A 24,815-nucleotide genomic window follows, 5' to 3' on the forward strand; every position below is an offset into this window, starting at 1 on the left:
TAAGTGAATAGGTTGGTTTTGAAAAGAGAATCGCGAGCAGCAAAAAGCCCGTAACGATATTATGCTTTTTCAGCGGAATATCGTTACGGGCTTTATTATCTGAGCTTACGGTGAAGCTAGATAAAGAGACCAGTCATTTGATGATTGCTGTTAACGATTAATCTGCTGTTAACAACCGATCTGATGTTAACAATCAATCTTAAGCTATAAGCTAACAATCAGCCTTTGCTAAGTGCTTGCTCTAATTAAGAGTTAGCGACTTTTACACGAATCGTGTTGCTGCCAAGCTTTGACATGTTCAGCTTGTTTAGTGCCGCTTTCGCTTCTTCGTGCTCTGGCATTTCAACAAATGCAAAGCCTTTAGATTCGCCAGTGTTTTGGTCTAAAACTAGGCTGCACTCTTTTACTGAGCCGAACTCAGAAAATAGAACACGGATGTCTTGCTCAGCAGTAGAGCGCGATAGGTTACGAACTAGAAGTTTCATAATAAACCTTGAATATGAATTTACGCCGAGCATTGTCGCACACTTTCATGCTCACCCTCACAAATAATTAGCTCGAATAGCTCTGTTTACCTGTTCGATACTCTCATTAGCCGTTAACCGCGGTTTATCGTGATATCTGATACAAATCCATGCTCAGTGCTGGTTAACGCCTGTTGCAGCATTTGAGCAGCCTCTTGAGCTGTCATAAAGCTTGAAGTATCCATCGCTTTGCCGCTGGTTCCCCAAAACTCTGTCGCCATTCCGCCGGGATAAACCGCAACGATTTTCATCGGGTGACCTTTGAGCTCCAACCTTACCGATTCGATAAAGCCTTTTACTGCCCATTTTGCTGCGCAGTAGGTGGATTCTTCTGCTTTCGCGCCTTGAGCCGCGGTCGACATCACGACCGCAATGGTGACGGGTTGATCTTTGTAGCGCTGCACAAGCTCGCGAATCAAAAAGATCGAAGACTCGATGTTGTTTTTCAGCATGTCGCTGATGGCGGCGGGATCTTGTTGTTCAATTTTACCGAAGTACCCACTGCCTGCGCTATGAACCACCAGCTTTGGTGTTTCAGGCAACGCATCCAATAACTCACTCACTGATTGTGGATCGCACAAGTCACAGGCTTGGCTAACAGTATTCGCTGGCAGATTTTTCGCTAATTCAGCTAAACGTTGGGAGCTGCGGCCAGTGATCATTAAGCGCTGATGGCTGTTCGATGTGTTCGCATATTGCTTGGCTAAAGCTGCGCCTAAACCGCTGCTTGATCCGGTGATTAAAATCATGGTGACTCGGAATTATTGAATTGAATCGAGATAGTAAGGCTTTGAATATCTGTTTGCTGAGATCTAAGACCAAGATGCCGAGATCCATGAGTAAGATCGATAAAACAGAGGTTTGAGAAAGTCGTAGGAAGATAACAAGAAAAGCAGAAAGGAAAAAATGCCTCAAGGTAAAGCGTCTAAAGGTAAAAGCGCCGGCATAGAGCCAGCGCTTTTGAAATCAGATTACTCTTCGTCGAACTGTTTGGTCGTGAATGAGTCTTCGATTCTGTTGAGTTCTTCTTGATCTTTCACTCGCTGTTCTTCTTGGCGAATGACTTTCGCTTCATTGAAGCGTTTCTTTTCCGACTTAGTCAGAAATTTTACAGCTTTCTTGTTGGTCAGTGCGTAAGCAACTACGTCTTCGCCTTTTTCTCTGCGGTCGTTTACACGTTGTGAGAAACGTTCATTGTCGCGAGCTTTACGCTCCGCTGAGGTCAACTTGCTCATGCTTTAAAGCCTTTTCAATTATTCATGGTAGGGAATCTACGCTTAGCGAAACAATGGGGAAGTGCTCTGAATTGGTGGAACTGTGTATCACATCCGCTCAACTGAGTTTAGCCCATTTGTATGCTGGTGGCGCATCTTAGCACAAAGGCTTGAGCATGCAGGTATGCTATTCGAGGGATTAAACAGAACAACCCACAATTTTCTGTTGTGGGTTGAGATTGCATTGTTGGCTGAGATTGTTTGCGGGCTGAAATTATATGGTGGGCTGAAAGTGTCTTTCGGGGTAACGGTTACCGTTGATGAAAATGGGAACAGGAAAGAGCGGTTAAATTAAATCTTCTCGATATATAAGATCACTTCGCCTACTTTAAACCCAAATTTAGACATCTCAGTTTTGTTGAACAAGCGTTTGTCGTCCATCAAGAACATCCAGTCGTCTAATACGACTTCATAGGTGCTGCCGTCGACTTCGATTTCTAAGTCATATTTCCAATACAGAGCAGAACCTAGAGTCTCGCCATAAGCGGTACCGACTACATCATTAGCGGTGCCTGAATAGGTGTTTTCACCGGTTTTTATCAGGTTCCAAACGCGTGTTGAGCGCTCGCCATCAGCAAAAGAGAACCACTCTTTGATTTCTCCTTTATCACCGTCCCAAGTCGCGACAAGCTTAGCGTCAAAACGGCGTAGTAGGTTACCAGAGCGGTCGAGTACCATGCCGTAAGCCATTAGCTCGCCATTGAAAAAGGTTTCAAGCTTGAGCTCTGGCGTAGTGTCTACGTGGTTTTCTAAACTTGCAGAGCCACAACCCGCTAGCCAAGTGAGTGAAAACAGTGCCAAAGCAAATTTTATTATTGTTGTTTTTGGATTCATTTGTTCAAACCTAATAGTTGTTTGCGTAGACCTGGCTCAGATGTGTTCTCAGATAACCAAATCGCGAGAAAGGCTTCACCAAATTGCTTGTCTTGGATGGTGCCGATGGGTTGCTCATCGAAATAGAAGCGACTTACGTTGTCTTCAGCAACTCGGATAGTCAGCGTGCTGCCTTCCTCAACGTTGGGCCACATTGCGTACAAAGGCTTCAACCAACGCTGGATATTGTTGTTGGAGTAACCAAGTTTGCTCCACTGGTCTTTGGTTGCGTCTACAAGGTCTTTGCTGTCAATTGCTCGGTAGTACTCAAGTTTCAAAGCACGCTCAGAGTTAGATGGCGTGGTGTAGAACTCTGCAGAATACAAAGTCCAAAATAAGTAACTCATCTCACCTTGGCCACGCTTGTTTAAATCATCGACAGCAGAAGCGTTGGCATTCCCGGTAAATAGGAGTGCTGCGCAAATGAGGGTTAGGGTGACTAAGCTAAATAGTCGGTTTCTTGATTGCACGCTTGTTTGAGTGCGAACGCGAATAACATCGCTCTCAGGTTTGAACGCTTGCGTAGGGTTGCGTGGAAAAGCCATAAGTCACCTCGTTGTTGCCATTTTGGGTTGTACTAAGTTGGAGTAAGCGGCCACCAGTAAGGGCAACAAAATCCCCCAACTTATTGCAAGGGCAGCGAGCACCGATGCATCTGGCCAAGTAGTAAGAAGGGCGCCTGCTTTGATGCCTCCCCAATAACTACTAGTACCTGCTACGAACCCTATGACAAACAAGATCACTTTTGAGCATTTTAAAAGCCAATTCAGGCTGTGATTGAAACTGATTAAGAACATGATCCACAGGCAAATGAGCCAAACTGGAAACCAAGATTGATTAGCAATTTCAGAGTCGACGGCAAAAATACCGAAGTGGAGCATGAGGCTATCAAGCAATAGCCCCAATGGTAATAAGATGAGTATTTTCAAGTCGCTACTGCGAGTTGGAGAGAGAAGGAAGTGAACCACCACGATCAATGGCGTGACGAACGGGGCTTGCGCGGTAAAGAAGGCGCTGCAAACCCAGGTCGCTTGAAACAGAACGAGATTAATAATCCAAAACCGTTTCATCTTTTGCTCCAAAGTAACGAGGTTTTCTAGCAACTAAGTGATGAGTACTGATCACGCGCTCTTTGAATGCACCTTCACAGTAGCAGAAGTAGAAGATCCACAAGCGCTTAAACTCTTCTGAATAGCCGAGAGACTCTAACTCTTCCCAACTGTTTTCAAAGGCAACATTCCAATCATTAAGTGTTCGAGCGTAGTGAAGGCCAATGTCATCAATTTCTTGGACAACAAGGTCTGTACTGGTCGCAAGGTGTTGGGTCATCACTGAAACCGAAGGGAGACAGCCGCCAGGGAAGATGTACTTCTGAATAAAGTCGACGCCTTTGCGATATTTGTCGTAACGACTGTCGGCAATAGTGATCGCTTGAATCAGCATTTTGCCTGATGGTTTCAACAGTGAAGAACATTTCTCAAAGAAGGTCTGTAGATATTCATGTCCGACCGCCTCAATCATCTCGATAGAGACCAACTTGTCATACTCACCAGTGAGGTTGCGATAATCCTCTTTAAGCAGGGTGATTTTGTCGGTTAAGCCGAGCGCTTTTACTCTCTGTTCTGCAAGCGCGTGTTGGGCATCTGAGATTGTGGTTGTGGTGACATGGCATCCGTAGTGTTGCGCCATGAATATCGCTAAGCCACCCCAGCCGGTACCTATCTCGACCACGCTGTCTTTCTCTGACAACTCTAATCGCTCACAGATGGTTTTCATTTTGTTTTGCTGAGCTTTGGATAGGGTTTCTGCTTCTCCGCTGTAGATAGCGGAAGAGTATTGCATCGAGCTGTCTAAGAAGCGTTCATACAACTCATTGCCAATGTCGTAGTGCGCAAGAATATTACGTTTAGAGCCTTGCTCGGTATTGGCATTCTTACGACGCAACAATAGGTTTTTGATGCGAGAAATCCATTGCGTTTTATCGTCAAGCTCGTCGAGTTGAGATTGATTTCGAGCCATGATTTGAATCACTTTGGTGAGATCTGGGCTTGTCCATTTTCCATCAATGTAGGCCTCAGATGCGCCAATACTGCCGTCAATCACGACATCTCTAAAAAAGGTTGCATCGTGAATCACGATTCTACCTTTCAAATCTGCTTCTCGATCGCCGAACACCGAATGCTGGTCGCGCTCAATAATCTCAATCGTCGCGAATTGCAGGCTTTCTAGAACCTTAAAGATTAAAGCTCGATATTTACAGTTGCTTGAAACAGCAACGGCTTTAGCTTGTTGTTCAATGTTGTTGTTTTGTTTGGCAAGCTGTTCCATGTAAACCTCGCTGATAACTCATTCTAATATTTTGTGCCAACTAAGCTGGGTTGTGCCCCTTAGTTGGAGCGAACCCAAGCTTGGGTCGAGTTCTATTATTTAGTTGCTGTGAAGACACTTAAGATGTTGAGTCTGGATGCCCCACAAACGGTACTTTTTTCAGGAATAATTTGAGAGCCTGATAATAAATTCCCATCACGACTTTGATCGTCATCGCCGGAATCTTAAATACCGTTCGTCTAATGTTTGTCTTGGTTACTGACTGTTTCGTCAAGGCCAGTGTCGCATCGAAAAGCTTGTCGTCTCGGCGGCTTTCAATGTGGACCAAGGTGCGTTTCGCTGGTGGCTTAATCTTCCAAAAATAAGTCATATTCAAATCCATGAACGGCGAAACGTGAAACTCTTTCTTAACCTTTAGTTCTTGGTGCATGTCGATCAGGTAGTAGTGTCGTTGGCGCCAAGGCGTGTTACTCACTTCAGCCAACATGTACTTGCAAGCTCCTGTTTCGTCGTAACAGAAGAAACAGTTGATTGGGCTGAAATAGATACCTAAACAGCGACACTGAGCCAGCATCGTCACACGGTTTGAATCAGACCAAACCCCACCAAGTTTTTGCACTTTGGAAGCTATACGTTGTTTAAGTGATTTTGGTTCATCCGTGGTGGCATTTTCTTTTTTTTCAGCGAGATAATCCGATTCGACAAAGCGAATCGGGTTGTACCATCGAGTTCCGAACAGCGCACTACGCGCTGTGGTTTGGGGCCGTTCATCGAGATCTAACCCCATCATATACAGCTGATAGCTAAATTCATGAGTAATATCGCCAAAGCGGCGGTGGCGTACGTTGCCCCAGTAAATACCGCTGAGCTCTTCACTCTTTTCGGATGCGATCCCCATGTCGGGTGTCATGGTGTGAGTGTTCATCGTACTGAACTCGAGCTCAAATCTAGGCCAAAGCGCTTCGTGACATCGAGCGCACTGTGAACACCGTCTTCATGGAATCCGTTGTACCAATAAGCGCCTGCAAAGTGGGTGTTGTTTTTGCCGCAGATCTGCTCGCGCTTATGCTGGGCTTCGACCGTGTTCGAGTTGAGCACCGGATGATGGTAAACAAAGCTACGAATGATTTTATCAGGCGCTATCGCGTCACTTTGGTTTAGGGTTACACAGAAGGTGTCTTGGCTTTCAATGCCCTGCAGAATGTTCATGTTGTAAGTGACACAGGCAGGCCTTTGGCTGTTGCCATCTAGCATGTAGTTCCAGCTAGCCCAAGCCAGTTTACGGTCGGGTAACAGGTTGGTATCCGTGTGCAAAACCACCTCATTTCGGCTGTAAGGGATCTCCCCTAGTACCTGTTGTTCTTGTTCAGTCGCGTCGCCCAGCAAACGCAGGGCTTGGTCTGAGTGACACGTAAAAATCACCTCGTCGAAGCTTTGTGTGCTGCCATCTTCGAATTCAATGGTAACCCCTGACTCTTGACGAATGACTTGTTTAATCGAGGTGTTTAACGCGACTGGTTTATTCAAGCATGAAAGGATGATCTCGACGTACGAGCGTGAACCCTTAGGAATCACATACCATTGAGGTCGATTGGCAATGTCTAGCAGGCCGTGATTGTAGAAGAACTGAATAAAGAATTTAAGCTCGAACTCTTCCATCTCTTCTAAGCTTGTCGACCAGATAGCTGCACCCATTGGCAAGATGTAGTGCTGACTAAAGAAGTCTGAGAAGTGGTTGTCGCTTAGGAAGCTGCCAAGGGTAACATCTGGCGTGAATTGGTTGCTCTCGAACTGGGCTTTACACAGCTTATTGAACTTGAGGATGTCAGACACTAATGACCAGAATTGAGGCTTGAAAATATTACTCCTCTGAGCGAATAACGAATTAATGCTGTGGCCGTTGTATTCAAACTTAGTCGTGGTGTTGTGTACGCTGAAGCTCATTTCGGTCGGTTGCCTTTCGACACCGAGTTGTACGAGTAGCTGATTGAAATTCGGGTAGGTTCGATCGTTGAATACTATGAAACCTGTATCTATCGAAAACGCCTTGCCTCGGTGTTCAATATCAACCGTAGCAGTGTGCCCGCCGACGTAGTCATTTTTCTCAAATACCGTAACGTCGTGGTGCTTATCTAGTACATGTGCGCAAGTCAGTCCAGAGATACCTGAACCTATAATGGCGATTTTTTTCATTGTTATACCATCCTTGAAGCGAGTTTTTGCCAAACTGGAGTCGGTAGCATTCTTAGTAATTTCATTATTAATATGAATCGTCTTGGGAAATCGATCTCGCTCTTTCCTTGAGCAATACCATTTACGATTCGTTGAGTGGCTGCCTCGCTACTAATAATCATAGGCATAGCGAAGGAGTTTCGCTCGGTTAATGGTGTTTCAACAAAGCCTGGGTGCACAATTGAGACATGAATGTTGTGCTCGGCGAGATCAACTGAGAGTGTTCTACCTAAGTAGGTGAGAGCGGCCTTTGAAGCGCCATAAGCTTCGGCTCTTGGCAATGGTAGAAAGCTCGCGCTGGAGCTGACTAAAACCAAGCGGCCGCCGGGCTTGATGTTTTTTAGCCAAGCTTTGAGGGCGTAGCCAATTGAAATTAGGTTGATGTTGATGACGCGCTCGAACAACTCTGCGTCGAAATTAACAGGATCATCGATGTACTCACAATCACCCGCGTTCAAAATCAGTAGGTCGAGCGGCTTATCTTGGTCGAGTGCTGGGAAGTTGTGGTAATCAGTCAAATCAAAACAGAGTGGGTCAATTGACGAGTGCGATAAGTCTGTCTCGTGTGAATCAACTAAAGCTTGCAGTTTGTCTTGATTACGGCCGCAAGCAATCACCTGATGCCCTTGTTGAGCATAATCTATAGCGAGTGATTGGCCAATACCTGAGGTCGCTCCTGTGATCATAATACGCATTATCGGCTCGCTCTTTTTTTGATGGATTTGATCGCGCAACCTAGTACTGGGATGTGCTCGTACAGCATCGAACCCACATCAAGATAGTCTCTGTGATAAACCACTTGGCCGTCGAGCATCTTGAGGTGGCTGTGTCCTTGTACTTCGATTGGCTTTTGCCCATTTAATTGCTTGTGAGCAAACTGCATTGTCCAATACACCGAAGCTTCGTCGTTCACTTCGAAAGTGTGTTCGATATGAAAGTAACAGCTCGTTACTTGGGTGTAGAGGTTCTCGAAGTAGTGCGTAAGCGCCGAAATACCGCTGACATGATGCAGTGGGTCTTGGAATTCAATATCAGGGTGATAAACCGTCTTAAGCACGTCGAAATTGTCGGTTCCGAGTTCTCGATACATGTTGAAAAAGTTATCAAGCCATAGAGAGTTATCCATAATATTCACTCTAATTATTTGAAGAAGGCTAAGGCTCTCAATCGTGCTTCTTTGTGCTCAACGATGGGTTGCCAGTATTCGCTGTCTATTCCGTTTTTAGTGATAAAGTCATGTGGGAAATGCACATGTTTATCTGGGATATTTTGCAGCTCTGGTATGTACTTACGAATAAAAATTCCTTTTGGATCAAACTTTTCACTCTGAGTGATTGGATTGAAAATTCGAAAGTAGGGTTGAGCATCACAGCCAGTACTTGAGGCCCACTGCCAGCCACCATTATTCGCGCTGAAATCACCATCGATAAGGTGTGACATAAAGAAACGCTCACCCCAACGCCAATCGATCAGCAGGTGCTTGGTTAGGAAGCTTGCCACCACCATTCTTAGCCTATTGTGCATCCAGCCTGTCTCAACCAATTGACGCATCGCTGCATCAACTAATGGGTAGCCTGTTTTTCCTTCGCACCACGCCTTGAAGCTAGGGTTGTCGTGATACCAATCTAAGCCGTTGTATTTCTGCTGAAAGTTCGCACCTTTAACCAGTTTAGGATGGTGGAACATCAAATGCTTATAAAAATCTCGCCAAATCAATTCATTGAGCCAAGAAAAGGCTGGCAACTGAGTATCAAATAACAAGTCCGGCTGTTGTTGAATCAATTGAATCGCTAACCATCGTGGGCTCACAGCGCCAATGGTTAAGTAAGGGGAAAGGCCAGACGTGCCTTTTACCGATGGAATATCTCTAAGGCGAGAATAGTCATTAACTTTATTGGCTAAGAAATTGGGAATCACGCTCTCAAGGACGTCTTGGCTCAGTGGCCAACGCTCTGAATCGGTACGCGGAAAGTCGAAATCGTACTCGCCAGAAAAACCACTTAACGATTGTTTCAGTTGTGATAGATTCTGAAGCGAATCCGTTTCAGATGAATCTGTTTGCACTGATCCTGCTTGTGCCGATCCTTTTGAATGCACTGGAGCGTGGCTGCAAATGATGCCTTTCGCTTGCACTTCTTTTAACCATGCGTTTTTGAAAGGTGTGAAAACCTTGAACATCTCACCTTGTTTATTCAGCACGCTACCTAATGGCAGAATCGTATCGCAGTCGGTTATTTTGAGCTTGATGCCGCTAGCAATTAAGCGTTTGTCTCTTAACTGCTCATCCACTTCCGGCTCTGAATTAGCGTACACACATGAAGCATCGATCTGTTTGCACAAGTCGATGAGCTGGGTGGCTTGATCGTTAAAATCCGTGGCTTTGAGATGCAGCAGAGTGATACCGAATTCAGCGAGTTGTGATTCGAACTGTTTCAGGTGGCGATAAATGAAGTCCGCTTTTATCGGTGCCAGGTGATGTTGTTGCCATTGCTGCGGGGTTGAAATAAAAACGGCGATAGAGACGCCGTTTTCAACTGCAGAGACGAGCGCTGGGTTATCGTGAATCCTCAGGTCTCGTCTTATCCATAGAATGTCGCTCAATATCCGTATCTCAGCTTAAGTTCTTGTGGGTGCGGGTTTAGATAAACTTGTGATTCTAGGTACTCGTTTGGGTATTCCATTAGATAGTGGTTGATCAGCGTTAGTGGAACTAACAGAGGAACTAGCCCTTCTCTGAATGAAGAAATCTGATTGGTGAGCTCTTGTTTGTGAGCGCTGCTCAGTTGTTTCTTAAAGTAACCTTGCAAGTGATGCAGAGTATTAGCATGACTGCCGCGATTTGCATGATGCATTAGCGCCGTCATCAGTCCTTCGATGTACTTTTCTGCCAACTCATCGATCTCTAAATCGTTACTCGCTAAAAGTTTGCCTAGGCTCTTGTAGCCTTCAATGTGGTGGCACATCACTAGGTATTTGTGAGCGCTGTGGAATTGAATCAGTTTGTGTTTGGTGACACCTTCATCAACAAGATCGAGCCACTTTTGGTAAGTGAAAACACGTGTCATAAAGTTTTCACGCAGAATTGGATCGTTGAGGCGACCATTCTCTTCTACTGGAAGTAGAGGGTTGCCTTGCATTACTTGCTGAGTAAACAAGCCAACGCCTGTCGACTCAGAACCACGCCCGTGGTGGTGATAAACCTTTACTCGCTCCATGCCACAGGTTGGACTTTTCTGACACACAATAAACCCTGCGATGTGTTGGTTATTCTTTGAATAGTTTTGCCCAAACTCAATCAGTTCATCGGTGACATCGCCAGAACCATCAGGTCGAGAAACGTGAATAATGTCGTCTAACATTCTTGTTTGACGGATTGTAGGACGAGGCGTTGGAAGTCCAACCCCCATCTCTGGACAAACTGGCTCAAGCTCTACGTAGTCTGCAAGATCGTCTGTGCAAAAACGAGAACGCTTATGGCCAGTATCGAACCGAACTTTATGACCGGCGACACATGCACTAATGCCTATTTTTATTTTTTTATCCATTGGTCAATTCCTTACGATCTTTGCTCTTTGTTATTCTTATATTGTGTGTTTTGTTGCTTATTAAACATTACTTTAGTTCGGTTTTTACTTCTCTTACTAGCCAACTCTATGAGTCTTGTGACGTACCCGATAAATCTTTTAAAACTAATAAATGTATTTACCCAGTGGGTTGAACAATTGGCTCACCCCTTTAGTGAAATACAAGGCATCACTTGAAACGGTTAAACACACACAGCCTTCTTTAGTCGCAGGTTGGTGGGTGTGTTCTCCATCTAACCAGATGAAATCGCCTTTGTTGTAGACACCCATTTCGTCTTCGAAGCTGCCTTCTAAAAGAAGCGTGATCTCGAAGCCTTTGTGAGTGTGACAAGGCACCTGTCCATCCTTATCTATATGCAGCAAGCTGGTGTGGTGTGATTCGTCATCAAAATCGAGACGTGCGCGAGAAATCTTGCCCAAGTTCAACCAGTCTTTTCTTGCGACTGAATTGAGTGCGCGAGGGATCGTGAATGTTGTGTTAGATACAGTCTCTTGTTGCGCTTCAACAACGACTTCGACAGCCTGAGACAAATCAGCTGTGATCTGGTCAATAGCATCAAAATCGAACTCCCCATCGTCAGATAGGAACGCATCCATTTCGCTGTCAGACAGTTTTAGCCCTGCTGTATCGCTTTCAAAGACTGAGTCAGCGGCTTGCGCCGTCAACATGCTTACTTGTTTTTGACAGTGTTCACAAAGCTCTACATGGCTAGAAACAATCAGAGAAACCGAATCCGCTAGATTGCCATCGACAAAATCTTTCAAGATTGCCGCATTTGGGTGATGTTTAATCATGGTCTTGTTCCCCCATGTGAACTTTTAGTTTGGCGAGTGCGAGTCTTAGACGTGATTTAACAGTTCCAAGCGGGACATCGAGTTGTTGGGCGAGCTGCTCTTGCGATAACTCTTGGAAGTAGACACCTTTCACAATGGTTTTTTGAGCGAGAGGCAACTTTTCGATTTGAGTCATTACATGACGGCTCATTAGATGATCGCCAAACTGAAGCTGATCACTTTGTGATTCGGCTACCATGGCATCAATTGGCCAAATGTCGTCAGCGATGGTTTGCTCTGCTTTCGCTTTTACCTTTCTTAACATATCAAAGGCGGCGTTTCGCATAACGGTATAAACCCAAGTGGTCGCTGCGCCTTTCTCTTCGTTGTAGAGGTGCGCTTTCTTCCAAACGTTGGTCATCGTGTCTTGGACTAGCTCGTTGGCAGCGGCTTCACCGCCCAACTTACTGATGCCAAAACGCTTGATTTTGGGAGCAAAGAATTTAAACAAGCAAGTAAATGCCTGCTTATCTCTGTCTGAACCAACCAAAATCAGCCAGCTTGAGAGCTCTGTTGGTACCTTACTTTCGGTAGGTAGTTTGTTGTCGGGGATAATGACATGCTCCTTGCCGTTCCCTGTTCTTCTGCTTTCCACTTGCATAGTAATTAACCATCATGCGAATTTGATAGACACTACGTGGAGAGTGAGAGTAGGGATCACTTTAATTTAAATTAATTTCTACTATACAAAATTATAGTGAATAAAAGTGCTTATTGCCCTGTAATGATTTGATTCAAAAAGGGAACTAAAGACGGAAAACTAGCGGGTTCTGTGAATTTGGTTTTCTTTTCCAATGGAATAGGCATCATTTCGAGGAGTCGAGCACAGATCCATTGAGGGCTTTCAAAGTCAGGCGTGGGGTAAAGTGCTCTGATTGAATCGTGTTCTCGAAACAACTCGACAAGAAACGCAGTCACCACGTTCGGCACCTTATAGCTGTGTTGTGGCCAGTGAGGCAAAGGGCGGAAATCACTTTTGATTAGGTCATCAGTGTCGCGGAAGGAGGAGTGAAGCTGCACCAACTGTTCGCCTTCAACATCGATTTCCAAGATTTGATCATCGGACATATTGAAATCGACAATAGACACTTTTGTCCCCCAAGAACTCAGACGTTCGGAGTTAGTGTTGTCCTGAGTCGCAATGATGAAGCCGTCTCCCTGCGCAGCATGAGCGACCATTTTCAAATACTTGGGTTCGAAAATACGCAGTCTTTGTCTGCCTCTTGGCAAAATGAATAACGGTAGAGGAAACACCGCAAGCTCTTGAGAAGTCTCTACGGGAGTTTCTGATTCGGTTTCTATCCGTGTGATCTTCTCAGCTGAATTCGGCACATAGCACTCCTTAGTTCATACATGATTGAGTCTGTACAGATTTGATTCGTACGTAATTCAGAGATGTATACGCGTGCTCGTTGAAGTTCGATCAATGTGGGGTGATGTATTGAACAGGAAGTTAGAGAGAGGGAGACATGGTTTTTTGTCGCGTTTATTCGCAATTTAATCGGTTTAACCTTTTTTAACTTACGGCATTAGGTAATATGGGTTAAGAATTAGTCAATGGGTAGATAACAAGTGACACGCTTATCTTACGTTGCTTATCTCTTAGTTCTTCTTTACCTGACATCACATCAAAGGAATGGTCATGATCGTTATTTATGGTATCAAAGAGTGCTTAAATCCGATTAAGTTACAGCTTTCTAATGTCTTACAACAATGTTTGAACAGTGAGATGGGGTTACCTGATGACAAACGAGCGCATCGGTTTGTACCCTTAGAAAGAGATGATTTCTTTTATCCCGAAGGGCGAACAGAAGCTTATACCGTCATAGAAATTAATATGATGGAAGGGCGAGCGGTGAACACCAAAAAGCGCCTGATTAAGAAGATATTTTCTGAAATAGAAAAGCAGTTGGCCATCTCTCCCATTGATATCGAGATCACCATCAAGGAGCAGCCATCGCATTGCTGGGGCTTTCGAGGCATGACTGGCGATGAAGCCCAAGATCTTAAGTATAAAGTAAAGGTCTAGGGTTTTAGCTCCTAACTCCTAACTCCTAACTCCTAACTCCTAACTCCTAACACGTAAGACAGAAGACTTAAGCTAACCTATCTAGTCGTGGTTTTGGAGTTTGATGCCAAAGCCGTTAGATGGGCTGAGTTTGGACATGGAAATTATAAGTAAATGATTCATGGGCAACGCCCTAGAGGGGCGAGTTTCTTTGTTTTCCGCTGTATGTCACTACAGTTCGTTTGCGACGGTGGCGAGTTTGTTTTAGAGTGCAACTCTTCTCAGCATTTTTAGATTAGTTATGGTTAGAATCAACACGAATTTAATTCAAAAGATACTCATTACACTGCCTTTGTTTTGGATTGTTACCGTTCAGGTGTGGTTAGGTCAGGGGAGTAAGCCACTTGCGGGTATCACTTTACTGATTGCGGCCTGTTGTGCTCTTTTGTACAGGAAAAACAGGGGTGGTAGTGAAAAGCATAACTGGTTTGAAGATGGTTGGATATGGATATTACTCTTGTTATCTGTTTTTGCGGCTATCTCTTACGAGTTGCATGGCTTCAGTAGTCAAGAGCTGAGGGCAACTTTGATTGCTCTCGTATTTTTCCTTTTTTATCGAAATGGCTTTGTTAAGTTATCGGACATACAGAATCTATGTATCACGTCTGTTGTCAGCTCTACTATCCTCGTTATTTATCATATCTTCTTTCTCTCTGTGGATCGGATGAGTTTACCATCTAATGCTCTTGTAATTGCTTCGATTCAAGGCTTCTCCGTTATTATGTTGCTCGCACTTGGCTGTATTTCGTATGAAGGGAAAATGCCCCAAGCAATAGCTACCTCGGCATTTATAGGCTTTCTATCCATGTTTTTTGTGGGCTCAAGAGGACCTCTACTAGCCGTTATTATTATTGGTTTAGTTGTCCTATTCAAAATGATGATAGAGAATCGCCAGTACAAGACGCTGCTTGGTAGTAGTGTCATGGTTGTTTTCTCTGTGTTTTTGATGTCGAAATATGACGTGGTAAGTGAACGTATTGACTATAGCTTGCATGAGTACCATCAGATATCACAAGGCAACATGGATACTTCCATTGGCTTGAGATTACAAATGTATCAAGCAGGGTTCGATTTCTTTGTGGATAGCCCCTTGTTAGGCATTGGAGGCGATAAAGAAGCGCAATTAGATAAACTCTCATTTACTCCAACAAATTCAGGAAAGAGGTTTATCGTTAATGCGCATCTTCATAACAACTATATTGATAAAGCGGCTTCATCCGGTTTGGTAGGCATTGCCCTTCTTATGCTTAGCTTGATGTACCCTTTGTTTAATTCAAGATACAAGCTATCGCCCATTGTATTGTTACCGGTCGTTTATTTTTCTTTCATGTGTCTATTCGATTCACCTTTCAGGAATGGTGATTTAGCTGTCATGTACTTTGTGTTTATTGGAGTACTACTAAAACTGCAAGTGAGAACAGAAGCGTAATGAAACCAGCGTATTACGCTAATGTCATTGTGGGTAGTTTTAGTGTGTTTATTGATTTAAGGTTATAACGAACAAATAATGAATAAAAATTTCAGGTATGACATCAATGCATTACGTGCATTAGCTGTCTCAATCGTCGTCATTTTCCATTTTTTTCCGGGTTTTATCACTGGCGGCTTTTTAGGTGTGGATGTGTTTTTTGTCATTTCAGGTTTCCTGATGACAAAAATTATCATGTCGAGTTTGGAAACTAGTACCTTCTCATTAAAGGACTTTTATTTAGCGAGAGCAAAACGCATTATTCCTGCTTTAGCGGTCATGTGCCTTGTTGTGTTACTCGTTGGCATTATTTACCTAGACCCTTGGGCGTTAAGAAAACTAGGTAAGCATATTCTCACCAGTGTCGGGTTTGTTTCTAACCATACCTATTTAAAAGAGTCGGGATACTTTGATGTGGCCGCGCAAAGCAAGTGGTTGCTTCACACTTGGTCTTTATCCGTAGAATGGCAATTCTATGTATTATATCCTCTTGTTTTAATGGCGACCTACAAGTTATTCGGAGCTAAAGGTGCGGCCGTTGCTATTGGAACAACTCTGATAGGAAGTCTAGCTTATAACTATGCGTATTTGGGGAGCTCAGCTTCTTATTACACATTACCGTCTCGTGCATGGGAACTGCTCGCAGGTTCGGTAGTTGCTTTGAAAAGAGAGCCCATTGAATTCAAAAAATCTAATGTTCAGTTATTGCTGTTAGTTGCTATTGCTTCATTGTTTATTTCCCCTTTCCTGATAGACAGCAGCACACTTTGGCCGAGTCATGTGACGCTTATTCCAGTCATTGCTACCGCGATAATTCTGCTTTTAAATTTGGACCTCAATTTTACCGTTCATAAATCACGGCTGATACAAGGGGTTGGGTTATGTTCCTACTCAATTTATCTCTGGCATTGGCCTATTAATGTTTTCATTAAGAACCTCACGAGCAACACTATTACTCACAATATAGTTGGAGTAATTGTATCGGTATTGATGGGGATCCTTTCATTTAAGTTCATTGAAAATTACCGACCTAAGGAGACACCCAAAGGCGGTAAGTTCTTTTTGAACTATTACCCTCTCATTCTTGCTTCCTTTATTGCCTTGATAGGGCAGGTTATTTATGAAAGTGAAGGATTACTTTGGCGCCTGGATAAAACACAGCTAGTCATTGCACAAAGTGTCTATGACCGGAATCCACGAAGCGGAGAGTGCCACGTCGAATTCGGACCGTCTCCTGAGTGTCACTATGGATCAGGACCAGTATCCGCGATTGTTTTAGGCGATAGTCATGGCGCATCGATAGTGAGAAGTGTTGAAGCGTCAGCGCCTAACGATACATCGGTCATCGACTGGACGAGAAGCGCATGTCCGACGATTTCAGGTATCAAAAGAGTGCTTTCAAGTGGTGAGTTATCAGAAGAGTGTGGGGATTTTGTCTCAGCATCGTTAATTAAAGCTAAAACTAATTACCCTAACGTTCCTGTTGTTGTCATTAACAGAATGGGTGGCTATCTATATGGTTCGAATGAAGATGGATGGCAAAGTGAGAACGAAAAGATCAGTTTAATCGCAGGAGATAAAAGGTTTCAGACCAGATCGGAAGAGTACCTGAACTCAATCTTATCCAGTTTTGAAAAGACCATGTGCGAGCTTAGTCAATCTAACCCTGTTTATTTGGTCAAGCCAATCCCTGAGCTTAAGAAAGATGTACCTAAAACTATGTATAAGTATTCGATTCTAAATCAATCTGATATTTCGGTTTCTATTCCTCTTGAAGAGTACCGACAAAGAACCGCATTGATTACGAAATCTTATGAAAAAATCAGCCAAAACTGTCGAGTTACTCTTATAGACCCTGAACCGATATTTTGTGATGATCAGCAGTGCCGAGGGGATATCAACAATCACCCAACATACGTTGATGACGATCACCTGAATGAATTTGGTGCTGGCCAACTTATTCCTCAATTTCGCGAAAAAATATGGGGTCAATCAGCTCCGTAGGAAATGCTCATTCGCCCTTATTGTTTACACGAAAGAATAAGGGCGTTTCTGTGTTTGGAGCTATTGTGTTGGTCTTAAATGATTCGTTTGGGTAGCGATGTTTAAGATAAATTTCGGTTCAAGTGAACCATTGTGCTATACTCCGCGCCCCAATCCGAATTGGCTTGTTAAATCTTAGGAAATTATTATGAGTGTTAAAAACGAACTTCAACAAATTAACAACCGTCTAGACAAGTGTCGCAACAAGTTAGCGGCTGCTAAAACTCGTAATGATCGTCCTGTTGTTCGTCAATTTGAAGATGAGATTAAGAAGCTAACCAAGAAAATCGCTCAGCTGAAACATAAAGAAAGCTACGATGTGAACCAAGAGCGTAAGTCTCTGGTTGATATGCCATTTAAGCGTGAGATTACTAAGGCTGAACAAGCGGATATGGGTAAACTTAAAAAGTCTGTTAAAGGATTAGTAATTGTTCACCCAATGACCAAGATCGGTAAAGAGCTTCGCATTGAGGTTATGACTGGTTACGCACCGAAAAAATTCTAATTGCCAGTGATGGTGATGAAAAAGGAGCTAGCAATAGCTCCTTTTTGCTTTTTTAGGTATTAAAAAAGCAGAGTCAGCGGTAAGAATACTCACGCCGTTTTCAACTTTTTAGAGGTGATTGTTGTCACAAATCCTTTTATCTCCTATAAAAGTTAACGTGCCACTAACATGGCACCAAGTGAACGCAGTAATGTGTTCGCTTTTCGAATCTACAATTTCTCTCCAGTTTGTATAAATATAGGTAGAGCAGCACAGATAATTACAGATAAAACTAGACTCGTTAAGGAAGATGAGAACGTAAAAAATAGAGGTTATATGAATCAATTAATTTCAATTGGACCACTAGAATCCTTCCTAATCGCGATTAGTGTTTTGTTTCTAGGTCATTTCGTCAATGCAAAGCTTCCTGTTCTCAAAAAGTACAATATCCCAGAGCCCATTGTCGGCGGCTTGATTGTCGCTTTTGCTATTACAGCCCTGCACTTTAACGGCCTTGATCTTGAGTTTTCTTTGCCCTTGCAGAACACATTTATGTTGATGTTCTTTGCAACGGTCGGCCTTGCAGCTAACTACACACAGCTGATGAAAGGTGGTGCCAAGGTATTCCTATTCTTAGGGGTGGCTTCGGTTTACATCATTATCCAAAACGGTGTAGGCGTAACCTTAGCAACGACACTAGGCCTTGAGCCCTTGATGGGTTTGATTGCTGGCTCTATCACCCTTTCGGGTGGTCACGGTACAGGCGCGGCTTGGTCTCAAACTTTTGCAGACACGTTTGGCATTGCAAATACGTTAGAAATCGCAATGGCTTCAGCGACCTTTGGTTTGATCATCGGTGGTATTATCGGTAGCCCAGTGGCGCAAAAGCTGATTGATAAAAACCAGCTTGAATCTGAGTACGGTACTGGCACGCAAACGCACGAACGCTTCCCTGAACTTGTTACTTATAACGAGTATGAAGAAGACAAAGTGACGGCGAAGAAGGTGATTGAGGTGTTGTTCATCCTTCTTATCTGTATTACGGGTGCGAAATATTTAGAGCAGTGGGTAGCGACTTTTGAAATTTCTTGGTTGATGATTCCTGACTTCGTTTACGCGTTGTTTATCGGTGTGTTCATCACTAACGTTTTTGAAGTGACTAAGCTACATAAAACCGACAGTGAAACGGTCGATATTCTTGGTACGGTGTCATTGTCGCTGTTCCTAGCGATGGCGCTAATGAGCCTTAAGCTTTGGAACATTTTTGACCTTGCGATTCCGTTTTTGGTTATCCTTGCGGTTCAGGCGGTGGTGTTAGGTATCTTCTCTTACTTTGTAACGTTCAAAGTAATGGGTTCTAACTACGACGCAGCGGTTATGGCGGGTGGTCACTGTGGTTTCGGCCTAGGTGCAACACCAACAGCGGTAATGAACATGGGTTCTTTGGTGAACCGATTCGGCCCGTCGCCACAAGCCTTCATGGTTGTACCAATCGTGGGTGCCTTCTTTATCGATATCGTTAACCTGATCATCCTTCAAGGTTACATCTCGTTTATCGGTTAATGTTCGTCTTTGCTTAAATGCGATGAGCTAATTGCACTAAGATGAACACAAGAAAGCCAGTCTGTTGACTGGCTTTTTTTGTATTAGCGCTTCTAGAACCTATGCGGGTGAGCTTGCTTGTAGCTCTTTAAGGAGAGGAAATGCGGCTTTGCTGTGCTCTCCAGTGACAATGAATCCAACCAACTGGTTATCTTCATTGAAGCCTTTAGCGACAATGCCTTTAGGATCGAATCGAGTTTCCCAGCTCTGAGCAGTGTGAATATCGCGCCCTGCGAGCTGAATAGGATAACTCGGTGTTTTCACCTTAGTGATCATATGAGGCAAGCTGAGCTTTGCATCGCCCACTTTGATCTCGCCTTTATCCTTAGTTAACTGCTTGGCCAACACGTTTGCCGATAAGATTGCTGGCTGCAAATAGGCCATCACGCGCCCTTCAATTTCAGCGCAATCACCAATCGCATACACATTGTTGGCGCTGGTTTTCAGGGTGTCATCGACCACAATGCCTCTGTTGACGTCTATTCCCGCTTGCGTGGCTAAAGCCGTATTTGGCCTTAACCCTGCTGCGGCAATCACTATATCTGCTCGTATTAATCGAGAGGCGGTAGTTTGTAGCCTAACTCCATCGTGGAGGTAAGTCGTTCGACAAATCGCAGAGTCGGTTTCGACGGTAACCCCTGCTTTTGCCAGCTCCCGTTCCAACTCAAGTGAAACGAAAGGCGGCACTAGGTTATTCAATAGATAACTTGCGGGTTCGATAATCGTGACATTTTTTCCCGCAGTTTGAAGGTCGAATGCAAGCTCGACCCCAATCAAGCCTCCACCGATCACAGTGATACGTTGAGCTTGATCGATCTGAGCTTTGTGTTTATCGAACTCTTCCAAGCTATTTAGCGTAATGGTCGCGCTGCGTTTAAGCCCTTCCGCTGGTGGTATGAAGGGCGTTGCGCCAGTCGCTAATACCAACTTCGAATAGTGGATGGTTTGCCCGTCAACATGAACACACTGCTGCTTGGTATCGATTCCACTGACTAAAGCCTTGGTTTTGATGACCACGTTGTACTGCTCAGCTAATTGCTGAGCGTTATTAACGGCTAACGCTTGTGGTGTTTGAGCCTGGCTGAATACGTGTGAAAGATTCGGCTTACTGTACTCAGCTCCTGCATCTGCCGTGATCATGGTAATCGCGACATCTTGGTCAATTTTACGTACCATCTTTATGGTTTGTAGGGCGGCGAAACCACCGCCCACAATCACAATGTTCGACATGTTACTTCTCCACAAACACTTCTTTACCTAGATGGCATTCAGGGCAAAGGAAATCATCTGGCACTTGTGCCCATGGTGTTCCTGGTTCAACGCCTTGGTAGGGTTCACCCAGTTGTGGGTCGAACACCCATTCACACACAGTACAGCGCCAGCAAGTGCAATCTGCGCTATGTACAGGCTTATCTTGCGCTTCTTCTGGCTTCTGCTCTGCCGTGTCTTTTAGCTCTGTTGGGGTGCTTGTCGGTGCTGATTCGATACGTTGAACGTTGCGCTCAACTTGTTTAGGCTCACTAACCTCGTCCGCATCGGTGCGCCAAACCTCGGCCAGTGTCATCCCGTAATCGATACACTGGCGAAGCGCGTCTGTGTCTGGTTTCCAATGGATGTGTTGCGGAGCACTCACCTCGAAGTTGGCTTCATGTAAGCGAGCGTCGATACGTTTTACCGCGCCGCCTGTCCAACCTGAAGAACCAAATGCTGCGGCTCTTTTACCTGCAAAACGTAAGCCGTGGATCTCTTCTAGTAGTGCAGCGATTTGCGGCATCATCACATTGTTCATGGTCGATGAGCCGACTAGAACCCCTTTTGAACGGAAGATATTGGCAAGGATGTCATTCTTATCGTGCTTAGAGATATTAAAGACTTTGATTGCTGTTTCTGGGCTGCCTTTACGGATACCTTTTGCGATTGCGTCAGCCATCATGCGAGTGTTGTTCGACATGGTGTCGTAAACAATGGTGATACGATCTTCTTTGTAGGCTTTAGACCACTCGTAGTATTGCTCAACAATTTGCGTCGCGTTGTCGCGCCAAATACAGCCATGAGAGGTTGCGATAACATCGATAGGTACACCTAAGCTGAGCACTTCTTCTATCTTCGCTTTCACCAAAGGCGCGAAAGGTGTGAGGATGTTCGAGAAGTAACGCAGACATTGGTCATGAAGCTCGACTTGGTCTAGCTGATCGTTGAATAGGTTTTCATCACAGTAGTGCTGACCGAACGCATCGTTACTGAACAGGATCTCGTCACCTGTGAGGTATGTTGCCATTGAGTCTGGCCAGTGCAGCATTTTCATCTCAACAAAGATGAGTTGCTTACCGTTACCGACATCAAGAGTGTCACCGGTTTTGACGGTTCTGAAATTCCAGTTTGGTTGGTGGTGGTGACCAACAATGGAGTTTACACCTGCTTCAGTGCAATAAACCGGCGTGTTCGGAATTTTAGCAAGCAGCGCAGAGAGAGCGCCTGAGTGGTCTTCTTCGGCGTGCTGACAAATGATGTAGTCGATCTCATTGATATCGATTTCCATCTCTAGGTTTGCAAGGAATTGTTCAGTAAAGCGATGATCAACGGTATCAACAAGCACCGTTTTCTCTTCACGAATCAGGTACGAGTTATAGCTGGTACCTTTGTTCATGTGGTATTCCTTACCATGGAAGTGTTCTGTTTCCCAATCGTGGACGCCAACCCAGTGAACATTTGATTTAACGTGAATAGTCATAATGATAATACCTTATTTAAATATCTAAGGTCATCATTGCACTAGTTGTGCCATGTTTTTAAGTGTCTGTTTTAAATGTGTTTGTTTGGTCTTTGTGTTGTTTTGTGAGTCATTTTGACGTTCTGTGTTTTGTGGTTGAAATGAATCTTAGGTGTCTTTATGACTTTGTGGATTTATAGCGGTTTGGCAAGAAAATTAATGATGTTTGCTCAGAAAGAGCAGGGTGAGGAACATGTTTCAACAAAGGGGATTATAGCGTAACTCCTGCGCTTCGCGAATTAGAACACGTGGATTGATTAGGTATTGATGGTCTAAAAAGCGACTGGAATGGCTAAAGCTGAGATAGAAAGGATGGATGCGAAATACAGACATGAAAAAGGCCAGACGAGTGTCTGGCCAAAACAAGGCAGTGTAATTGAACAGTCTGAAGTGCTGTTGAAATTATATTTTGTAAAACGAAAAAGCGTTTTAAAAATTAAAGCGTTGTAGCAGTTAAGCGTTGTAACTGTTTAACGTGTTATAGCTGTTGATTCATTTGTCATCTTAATTCACGCGTTAAAGCGTCGTCACGATTTCATCAAGAGCTAGACGTGCTTTTGGTTTACCGTGGTTATAGTCTTCGCCGTCTTTGTGGTAGCCGATTGCTAGCGCTACATCAACAACGTGACCGTCTAGTTCGTCAGCAAACTCTTCACCGATCATAGCGGCATCTACGCCTTCCATCGGTGTTGAAGCAATACCAAGACGAGCCAGTGTGTGCATTGTGTTACCTAGTGCGATGTACACCTGCGACTTAGTCCAGTTACCGTTGAAACCTGTTTCGTCTGTGTTCATTTCTGCGAATGCGTACGCCCCTAAGAACTGCTCGTACATTTCAGCGGGTAGGTGACCAGAGCTTACTTCTGTGTCAGCACGCTTTGCGAATTTCTCTTTAGTGTACTTAGGATCGTGAGCAAACAGGATCGTATGTGACGCTTCTTTCGCATGCGGTTGGTTAAACTGGAACATGTTCTCGAAAGTATTGTGGAAGCGTTGTTTTGCTGCGTCACTCTCAATGATGATGAATTTCCAAGGCTGAGAGTTGATAGAAGAAGCTGACAAACGAAGTGCTTCTTTGATTACTTCCATGTCTTCCGCAGAGATGCGCTTTTCTGCATCGTATTTTTTAGCTGTGTAGCGAGTGTTTAGATCTGAAATGATTGGATGAGTCATGTTGAATCCTAATATCTATCAATATAAATGTTGTAGGGTTTTATGTTCGGTAACGTCAACAATAAACGGATAACGCATTTAGGCTATATCTCTATAGAAGTCGTTTCTAGAACAGTCAGCCTCTAAAAGGCTGAACGCTTAAATGGCTATCGAACATGCCCCAATAAATCGAGTATCTGCGGTAGCTCAAGTCGATGGGTGTACGATAATAGAAGATTGGCTTGGGAAAAATAGCGAACACATCAAATCACTATGGTTAATAATGTCCATAATGATTTGATTAGTGTGATCTGGATGTGTGTTGGTTTTCGAAAATCAGCCAGTTAGTACGCTTTGATTCCATATTGGCGTAATAAAGAGGGAAGTACACTGTCGAGGTTTGGGATATCTTCAGGGTTAAGTTCAATCAAGCTAAAACCGTGCTCTTGGTAAACTTTCTTGGTCGCATTTCGTTTGTCTTCTTCTATAGGGCCTGAATCTGCTCCCCAGAACTGAATGTATACCTTGCCGCTTGGCAGGTAGAAATCGCTCATTACTTCTTTTGATATTGGGAGCGGACGTTCATAGGCATGAACCACTCCCGCCATATAAAGCCAGTTATCGATGATCAGCTCTCCCTTTGAGCGAACATAATGCCCATCTAAGGTTCGGTGTTTCGCTTCAAATTTCTGACGAAAGCTAGAAAACGAGACATCGGTAGAGTGGCTTTCAGCATCATGCCCTAGAAATTCGACAACAGACTGCTTCAAACGTTTATTGCGAACCAACGAATCGTGCCATACCACAAATAGGTTTTGAGTCGCTTTATCTTCCCTTTGCTCACCGCCTGCTTTTAAGCCTGTTGAGGTGACATGCCAACCATCTTCTTCACGTGTTATCCAACCAAGCTCGCTGAGCAACAGGTTAATTTTTTTTGCGCTAAGTTGAAAGGCACTGCCTAGTTGAGTTGCCGTTAGCGTTTTTCCAGAGAAAGAATCTAGGTCGATGAGTAGTTTTTCTGGCCAGACAATAAAGACACCAAACTTCTTGTGTTCGACATACTCCCCACCAAAGCTTTCGCCTCGTTCTGTGAGTACCCAACGCTCCTGTGAACGCACGATATAGCCAGCTGTTTTCAAATCACTGAATAGAGCCTTCGCTTCTATCCCTTTTTGTTTGGCTAGTGCTGATGTGGAAATCTTGTCTGGCATAGTCTGTTTCTCAAGTAGCGGAGTGATGAACTGATGGGTGTTGTAGATATATATGATGCGATTGCGTTGGTAAACACCATATCACATCTATCAATGCTAACTGCAGTTCACTGGTCCATGTTTTTAGTAGAAAGCCATGTCTGATTTTGATTTTGTGGGAGGTGGGGCTTTAGTTGCATCTAAACAGCTTGCACTAAATACCTTATCGCTTGGTAACCGGATAGCTAGGCGAGATCTGCAAAATCTTTATGACGGTATAGAGTTATTCCGCGTATCAAAAAGAAAAATAGCAGGCACAAAAAAGCCACATTTAAGTTAACACTGATCATTTAAGCATTTTCCTGATCAGTTGAACGATCCTACAGATG

At 44.0% G+C, this 24,815-nt stretch carries 27 protein-coding genes; 7 read left to right on the forward strand and 20 right to left on the reverse strand.

Going from position 1 to position 24,815, the window contains the following annotated elements:
• Positions 1-245: 245 nt before the first annotated feature.
• The 16 genes from AB6E08_RS14765 to AB6E08_RS14840 form a co-directional block, all read right to left on the reverse strand.
• On the reverse strand, positions 246-485 hold the full coding sequence (locus AB6E08_RS14765) for an RNA-binding protein (RefSeq protein ID WP_009846076.1): 240 nt from the start codon (positions 483-485) through the stop codon (positions 246-248).
• 113 nt (positions 486-598) lie between these two features.
• Positions 599-1,273, reverse strand: a complete 675-nt coding sequence (locus AB6E08_RS14770) for an SDR family NAD(P)-dependent oxidoreductase (protein WP_372065241.1) — start codon at positions 1,271-1,273, stop codon at positions 599-601.
• 222 nt (positions 1,274-1,495) lie between these two features.
• On the reverse strand, positions 1,496-1,759 hold the full coding sequence (locus AB6E08_RS14775; RefSeq protein WP_004732701.1) for a hypothetical protein: 264 nt from the start codon (positions 1,757-1,759) through the stop codon (positions 1,496-1,498).
• A gap of 330 nt (positions 1,760-2,089) precedes the next feature.
• Entirely contained in the window at positions 2,090-2,632 is a 543-nt protein-coding gene (locus tag AB6E08_RS14780) for a DUF3833 domain-containing protein (RefSeq protein ID WP_017082957.1), read from the reverse strand.
• Positions 2,629-3,216 carry a chalcone isomerase family protein gene (locus AB6E08_RS14785; RefSeq protein ID WP_372065236.1) on the reverse strand — a complete coding sequence of 196 codons (588 nt, stop codon included), beginning with the start codon at positions 3,214-3,216 and terminating at the stop codon, positions 2,629-2,631. Before AB6E08_RS14785 ends, AB6E08_RS14780 begins: the two co-directional genes overlap by 4 nt.
• A gap of 3 nt (positions 3,217-3,219) precedes the next feature.
• Positions 3,220-3,741 (reverse strand): DUF2878 domain-containing protein, encoded by a 522-nt coding sequence (locus AB6E08_RS14790; protein WP_102268100.1) that lies wholly within the window; start codon positions 3,739-3,741, stop codon positions 3,220-3,222.
• Complete coding sequence (locus tag AB6E08_RS14795) at positions 3,719-4,999, reverse strand: class I SAM-dependent methyltransferase (protein WP_372065233.1); 1,281 nt, start codon at positions 4,997-4,999, stop codon at positions 3,719-3,721. The genes AB6E08_RS14790 and AB6E08_RS14795 overlap by 23 nt, the downstream gene beginning before the upstream one ends.
• Positions 5,000-5,117: 118 nt before the next feature.
• Positions 5,118-5,924 carry a DUF1365 domain-containing protein gene (locus AB6E08_RS14800; RefSeq protein ID WP_372065230.1) on the reverse strand — a complete coding sequence of 269 codons (807 nt, stop codon included), beginning with the start codon at positions 5,922-5,924 and terminating at the stop codon, positions 5,118-5,120.
• Positions 5,921-7,192, reverse strand: coding sequence for an NAD(P)/FAD-dependent oxidoreductase (locus tag AB6E08_RS14805; protein WP_372065228.1), 1,272 nt, complete (start codon positions 7,190-7,192; stop codon positions 5,921-5,923). The genes AB6E08_RS14800 and AB6E08_RS14805 overlap by 4 nt, the downstream gene beginning before the upstream one ends.
• 2 nt (positions 7,193-7,194) lie before the next feature.
• Positions 7,195-7,926, reverse strand: coding sequence for an SDR family NAD(P)-dependent oxidoreductase (locus AB6E08_RS14810; protein ID WP_102268104.1), 732 nt, complete (start codon positions 7,924-7,926; stop codon positions 7,195-7,197).
• Positions 7,926-8,357 carry a nuclear transport factor 2 family protein gene (locus AB6E08_RS14815; RefSeq protein ID WP_371708041.1) on the reverse strand — a complete coding sequence of 144 codons (432 nt, stop codon included), beginning with the start codon at positions 8,355-8,357 and terminating at the stop codon, positions 7,926-7,928. The genes AB6E08_RS14810 and AB6E08_RS14815 overlap by 1 nt, the downstream gene beginning before the upstream one ends.
• A 14-nt stretch (positions 8,358-8,371) precedes the next feature.
• Positions 8,372-9,832: a deoxyribodipyrimidine photo-lyase gene (gene phrB / locus AB6E08_RS14820; RefSeq protein WP_371708042.1), complete on the reverse strand. Its 1,461-nt coding sequence runs from the start codon at positions 9,830-9,832 to the stop codon at positions 8,372-8,374.
• The gene (locus tag AB6E08_RS14825) at positions 9,829-10,776 is read right to left on the reverse strand and encodes a DUF523 and DUF1722 domain-containing protein (protein ID WP_009846088.1); all 948 of its coding nucleotides are present in this window, start codon (positions 10,774-10,776) and stop codon (positions 9,829-9,831) included. Before AB6E08_RS14825 ends, phrB begins: the two co-directional genes overlap by 4 nt.
• A 144-nt stretch (positions 10,777-10,920) precedes the next feature.
• Positions 10,921-11,610, reverse strand: a complete 690-nt coding sequence (locus tag AB6E08_RS14830; protein ID WP_065111745.1) for a ChrR family anti-sigma-E factor — start codon at positions 11,608-11,610, stop codon at positions 10,921-10,923.
• Positions 11,603-12,250 carry a sigma-70 family RNA polymerase sigma factor gene (locus AB6E08_RS14835; RefSeq protein ID WP_009846090.1) on the reverse strand — a complete coding sequence of 216 codons (648 nt, stop codon included), beginning with the start codon at positions 12,248-12,250 and terminating at the stop codon, positions 11,603-11,605. The genes AB6E08_RS14830 and AB6E08_RS14835 overlap by 8 nt, the downstream gene beginning before the upstream one ends.
• A gap of 110 nt (positions 12,251-12,360) precedes the next feature.
• Positions 12,361-12,981, reverse strand: coding sequence for an LON peptidase substrate-binding domain-containing protein (locus AB6E08_RS14840; protein ID WP_017100713.1), 621 nt, complete (start codon positions 12,979-12,981; stop codon positions 12,361-12,363).
• Positions 12,982-13,291: 310 nt separating this feature from the next.
• Between AB6E08_RS14840 and AB6E08_RS14845 the strand changes: the two genes are divergently transcribed.
• The 5 genes from AB6E08_RS14845 (at position 13,292) to gltS (ending at position 19,275) form a co-directional block, all read left to right on the forward strand.
• Positions 13,292-13,678, forward strand: coding sequence for a tautomerase family protein (locus AB6E08_RS14845; protein ID WP_017070218.1), 387 nt, complete (start codon positions 13,292-13,294; stop codon positions 13,676-13,678).
• Positions 13,679-13,958: 280 nt separating this feature from the next.
• Positions 13,959-15,146 (forward strand): O-antigen ligase family protein, encoded by a 1,188-nt coding sequence (locus AB6E08_RS14850; RefSeq protein WP_371996015.1) that lies wholly within the window; start codon positions 13,959-13,961, stop codon positions 15,144-15,146.
• Between the two features lie 78 nt (positions 15,147-15,224).
• On the forward strand, positions 15,225-17,189 hold the full coding sequence (locus AB6E08_RS14855) for an acyltransferase family protein (RefSeq protein WP_371996013.1): 1,965 nt from the start codon (positions 15,225-15,227) through the stop codon (positions 17,187-17,189).
• Between the two features lie 187 nt (positions 17,190-17,376).
• A complete protein-coding gene (locus AB6E08_RS14860) occupies positions 17,377-17,733 on the forward strand; it encodes a YibL family ribosome-associated protein (protein WP_009846095.1) in 357 nt (118 codons plus the stop codon).
• Positions 17,734-18,048: 315 nt separating this feature from the next.
• Positions 18,049-19,275, forward strand: coding sequence for a sodium/glutamate symporter (gene gltS, locus AB6E08_RS14865; RefSeq protein WP_012601220.1), 1,227 nt, complete (start codon positions 18,049-18,051; stop codon positions 19,273-19,275).
• A 99-nt stretch (positions 19,276-19,374) separates the two neighbouring features.
• Here the strand turns inward: gltS and norW are convergent, their stop codons facing one another.
• On the reverse strand, positions 19,375-20,544 hold the full coding sequence (gene norW, locus AB6E08_RS14870) for an NADH:flavorubredoxin reductase NorW (RefSeq protein WP_371996010.1): 1,170 nt from the start codon (positions 20,542-20,544) through the stop codon (positions 19,375-19,377).
• Between the two features lies 1 nt (position 20,545).
• Positions 20,546-22,045 (reverse strand): anaerobic nitric oxide reductase flavorubredoxin, encoded by a 1,500-nt coding sequence (gene norV, locus AB6E08_RS14875; protein ID WP_371996008.1) that lies wholly within the window; start codon positions 22,043-22,045, stop codon positions 20,546-20,548.
• Positions 22,046-22,372: 327 nt separating this feature from the next.
• Between norV and AB6E08_RS14880 the strand changes: the two genes are divergently transcribed.
• Entirely contained in the window at positions 22,373-22,534 is a 162-nt protein-coding gene (locus AB6E08_RS14880; RefSeq protein ID WP_371996006.1) for a hypothetical protein, read from the forward strand.
• 66 nt (positions 22,535-22,600) lie between these two features.
• On the opposite strand, the gene AB6E08_RS14885 is transcribed toward AB6E08_RS14880, so the two are convergent.
• Together AB6E08_RS14885 and AB6E08_RS14890 are read right to left on the reverse strand one after the other, a co-directional pair.
• Positions 22,601-23,257 (reverse strand): NAD(P)H-dependent oxidoreductase, encoded by a 657-nt coding sequence (locus AB6E08_RS14885; protein WP_009846099.1) that lies wholly within the window; start codon positions 23,255-23,257, stop codon positions 22,601-22,603.
• A gap of 323 nt (positions 23,258-23,580) precedes the next feature.
• Positions 23,581-24,447, reverse strand: a complete 867-nt coding sequence (locus AB6E08_RS14890) for a glycerol kinase (RefSeq protein ID WP_372065218.1) — start codon at positions 24,445-24,447, stop codon at positions 23,581-23,583.
• A 136-nt stretch (positions 24,448-24,583) separates the two neighbouring features.
• Between AB6E08_RS14890 and AB6E08_RS14895 the strand changes: the two genes are divergently transcribed.
• Positions 24,584-24,766, forward strand: a complete 183-nt coding sequence (locus AB6E08_RS14895; RefSeq protein ID WP_372065216.1) for a hypothetical protein — start codon at positions 24,584-24,586, stop codon at positions 24,764-24,766.
• The last annotated feature ends 49 nt before the right edge of the window (positions 24,767-24,815 follow it).

Origin of the sequence: Vibrio sp. 10N.247.310.24 (genome assembly GCF_041467175.1) — a bacterium.
Taxonomy (GTDB): Bacteria; Pseudomonadota; Gammaproteobacteria; order Enterobacterales; family Vibrionaceae; genus Vibrio; species Vibrio tasmaniensis_A.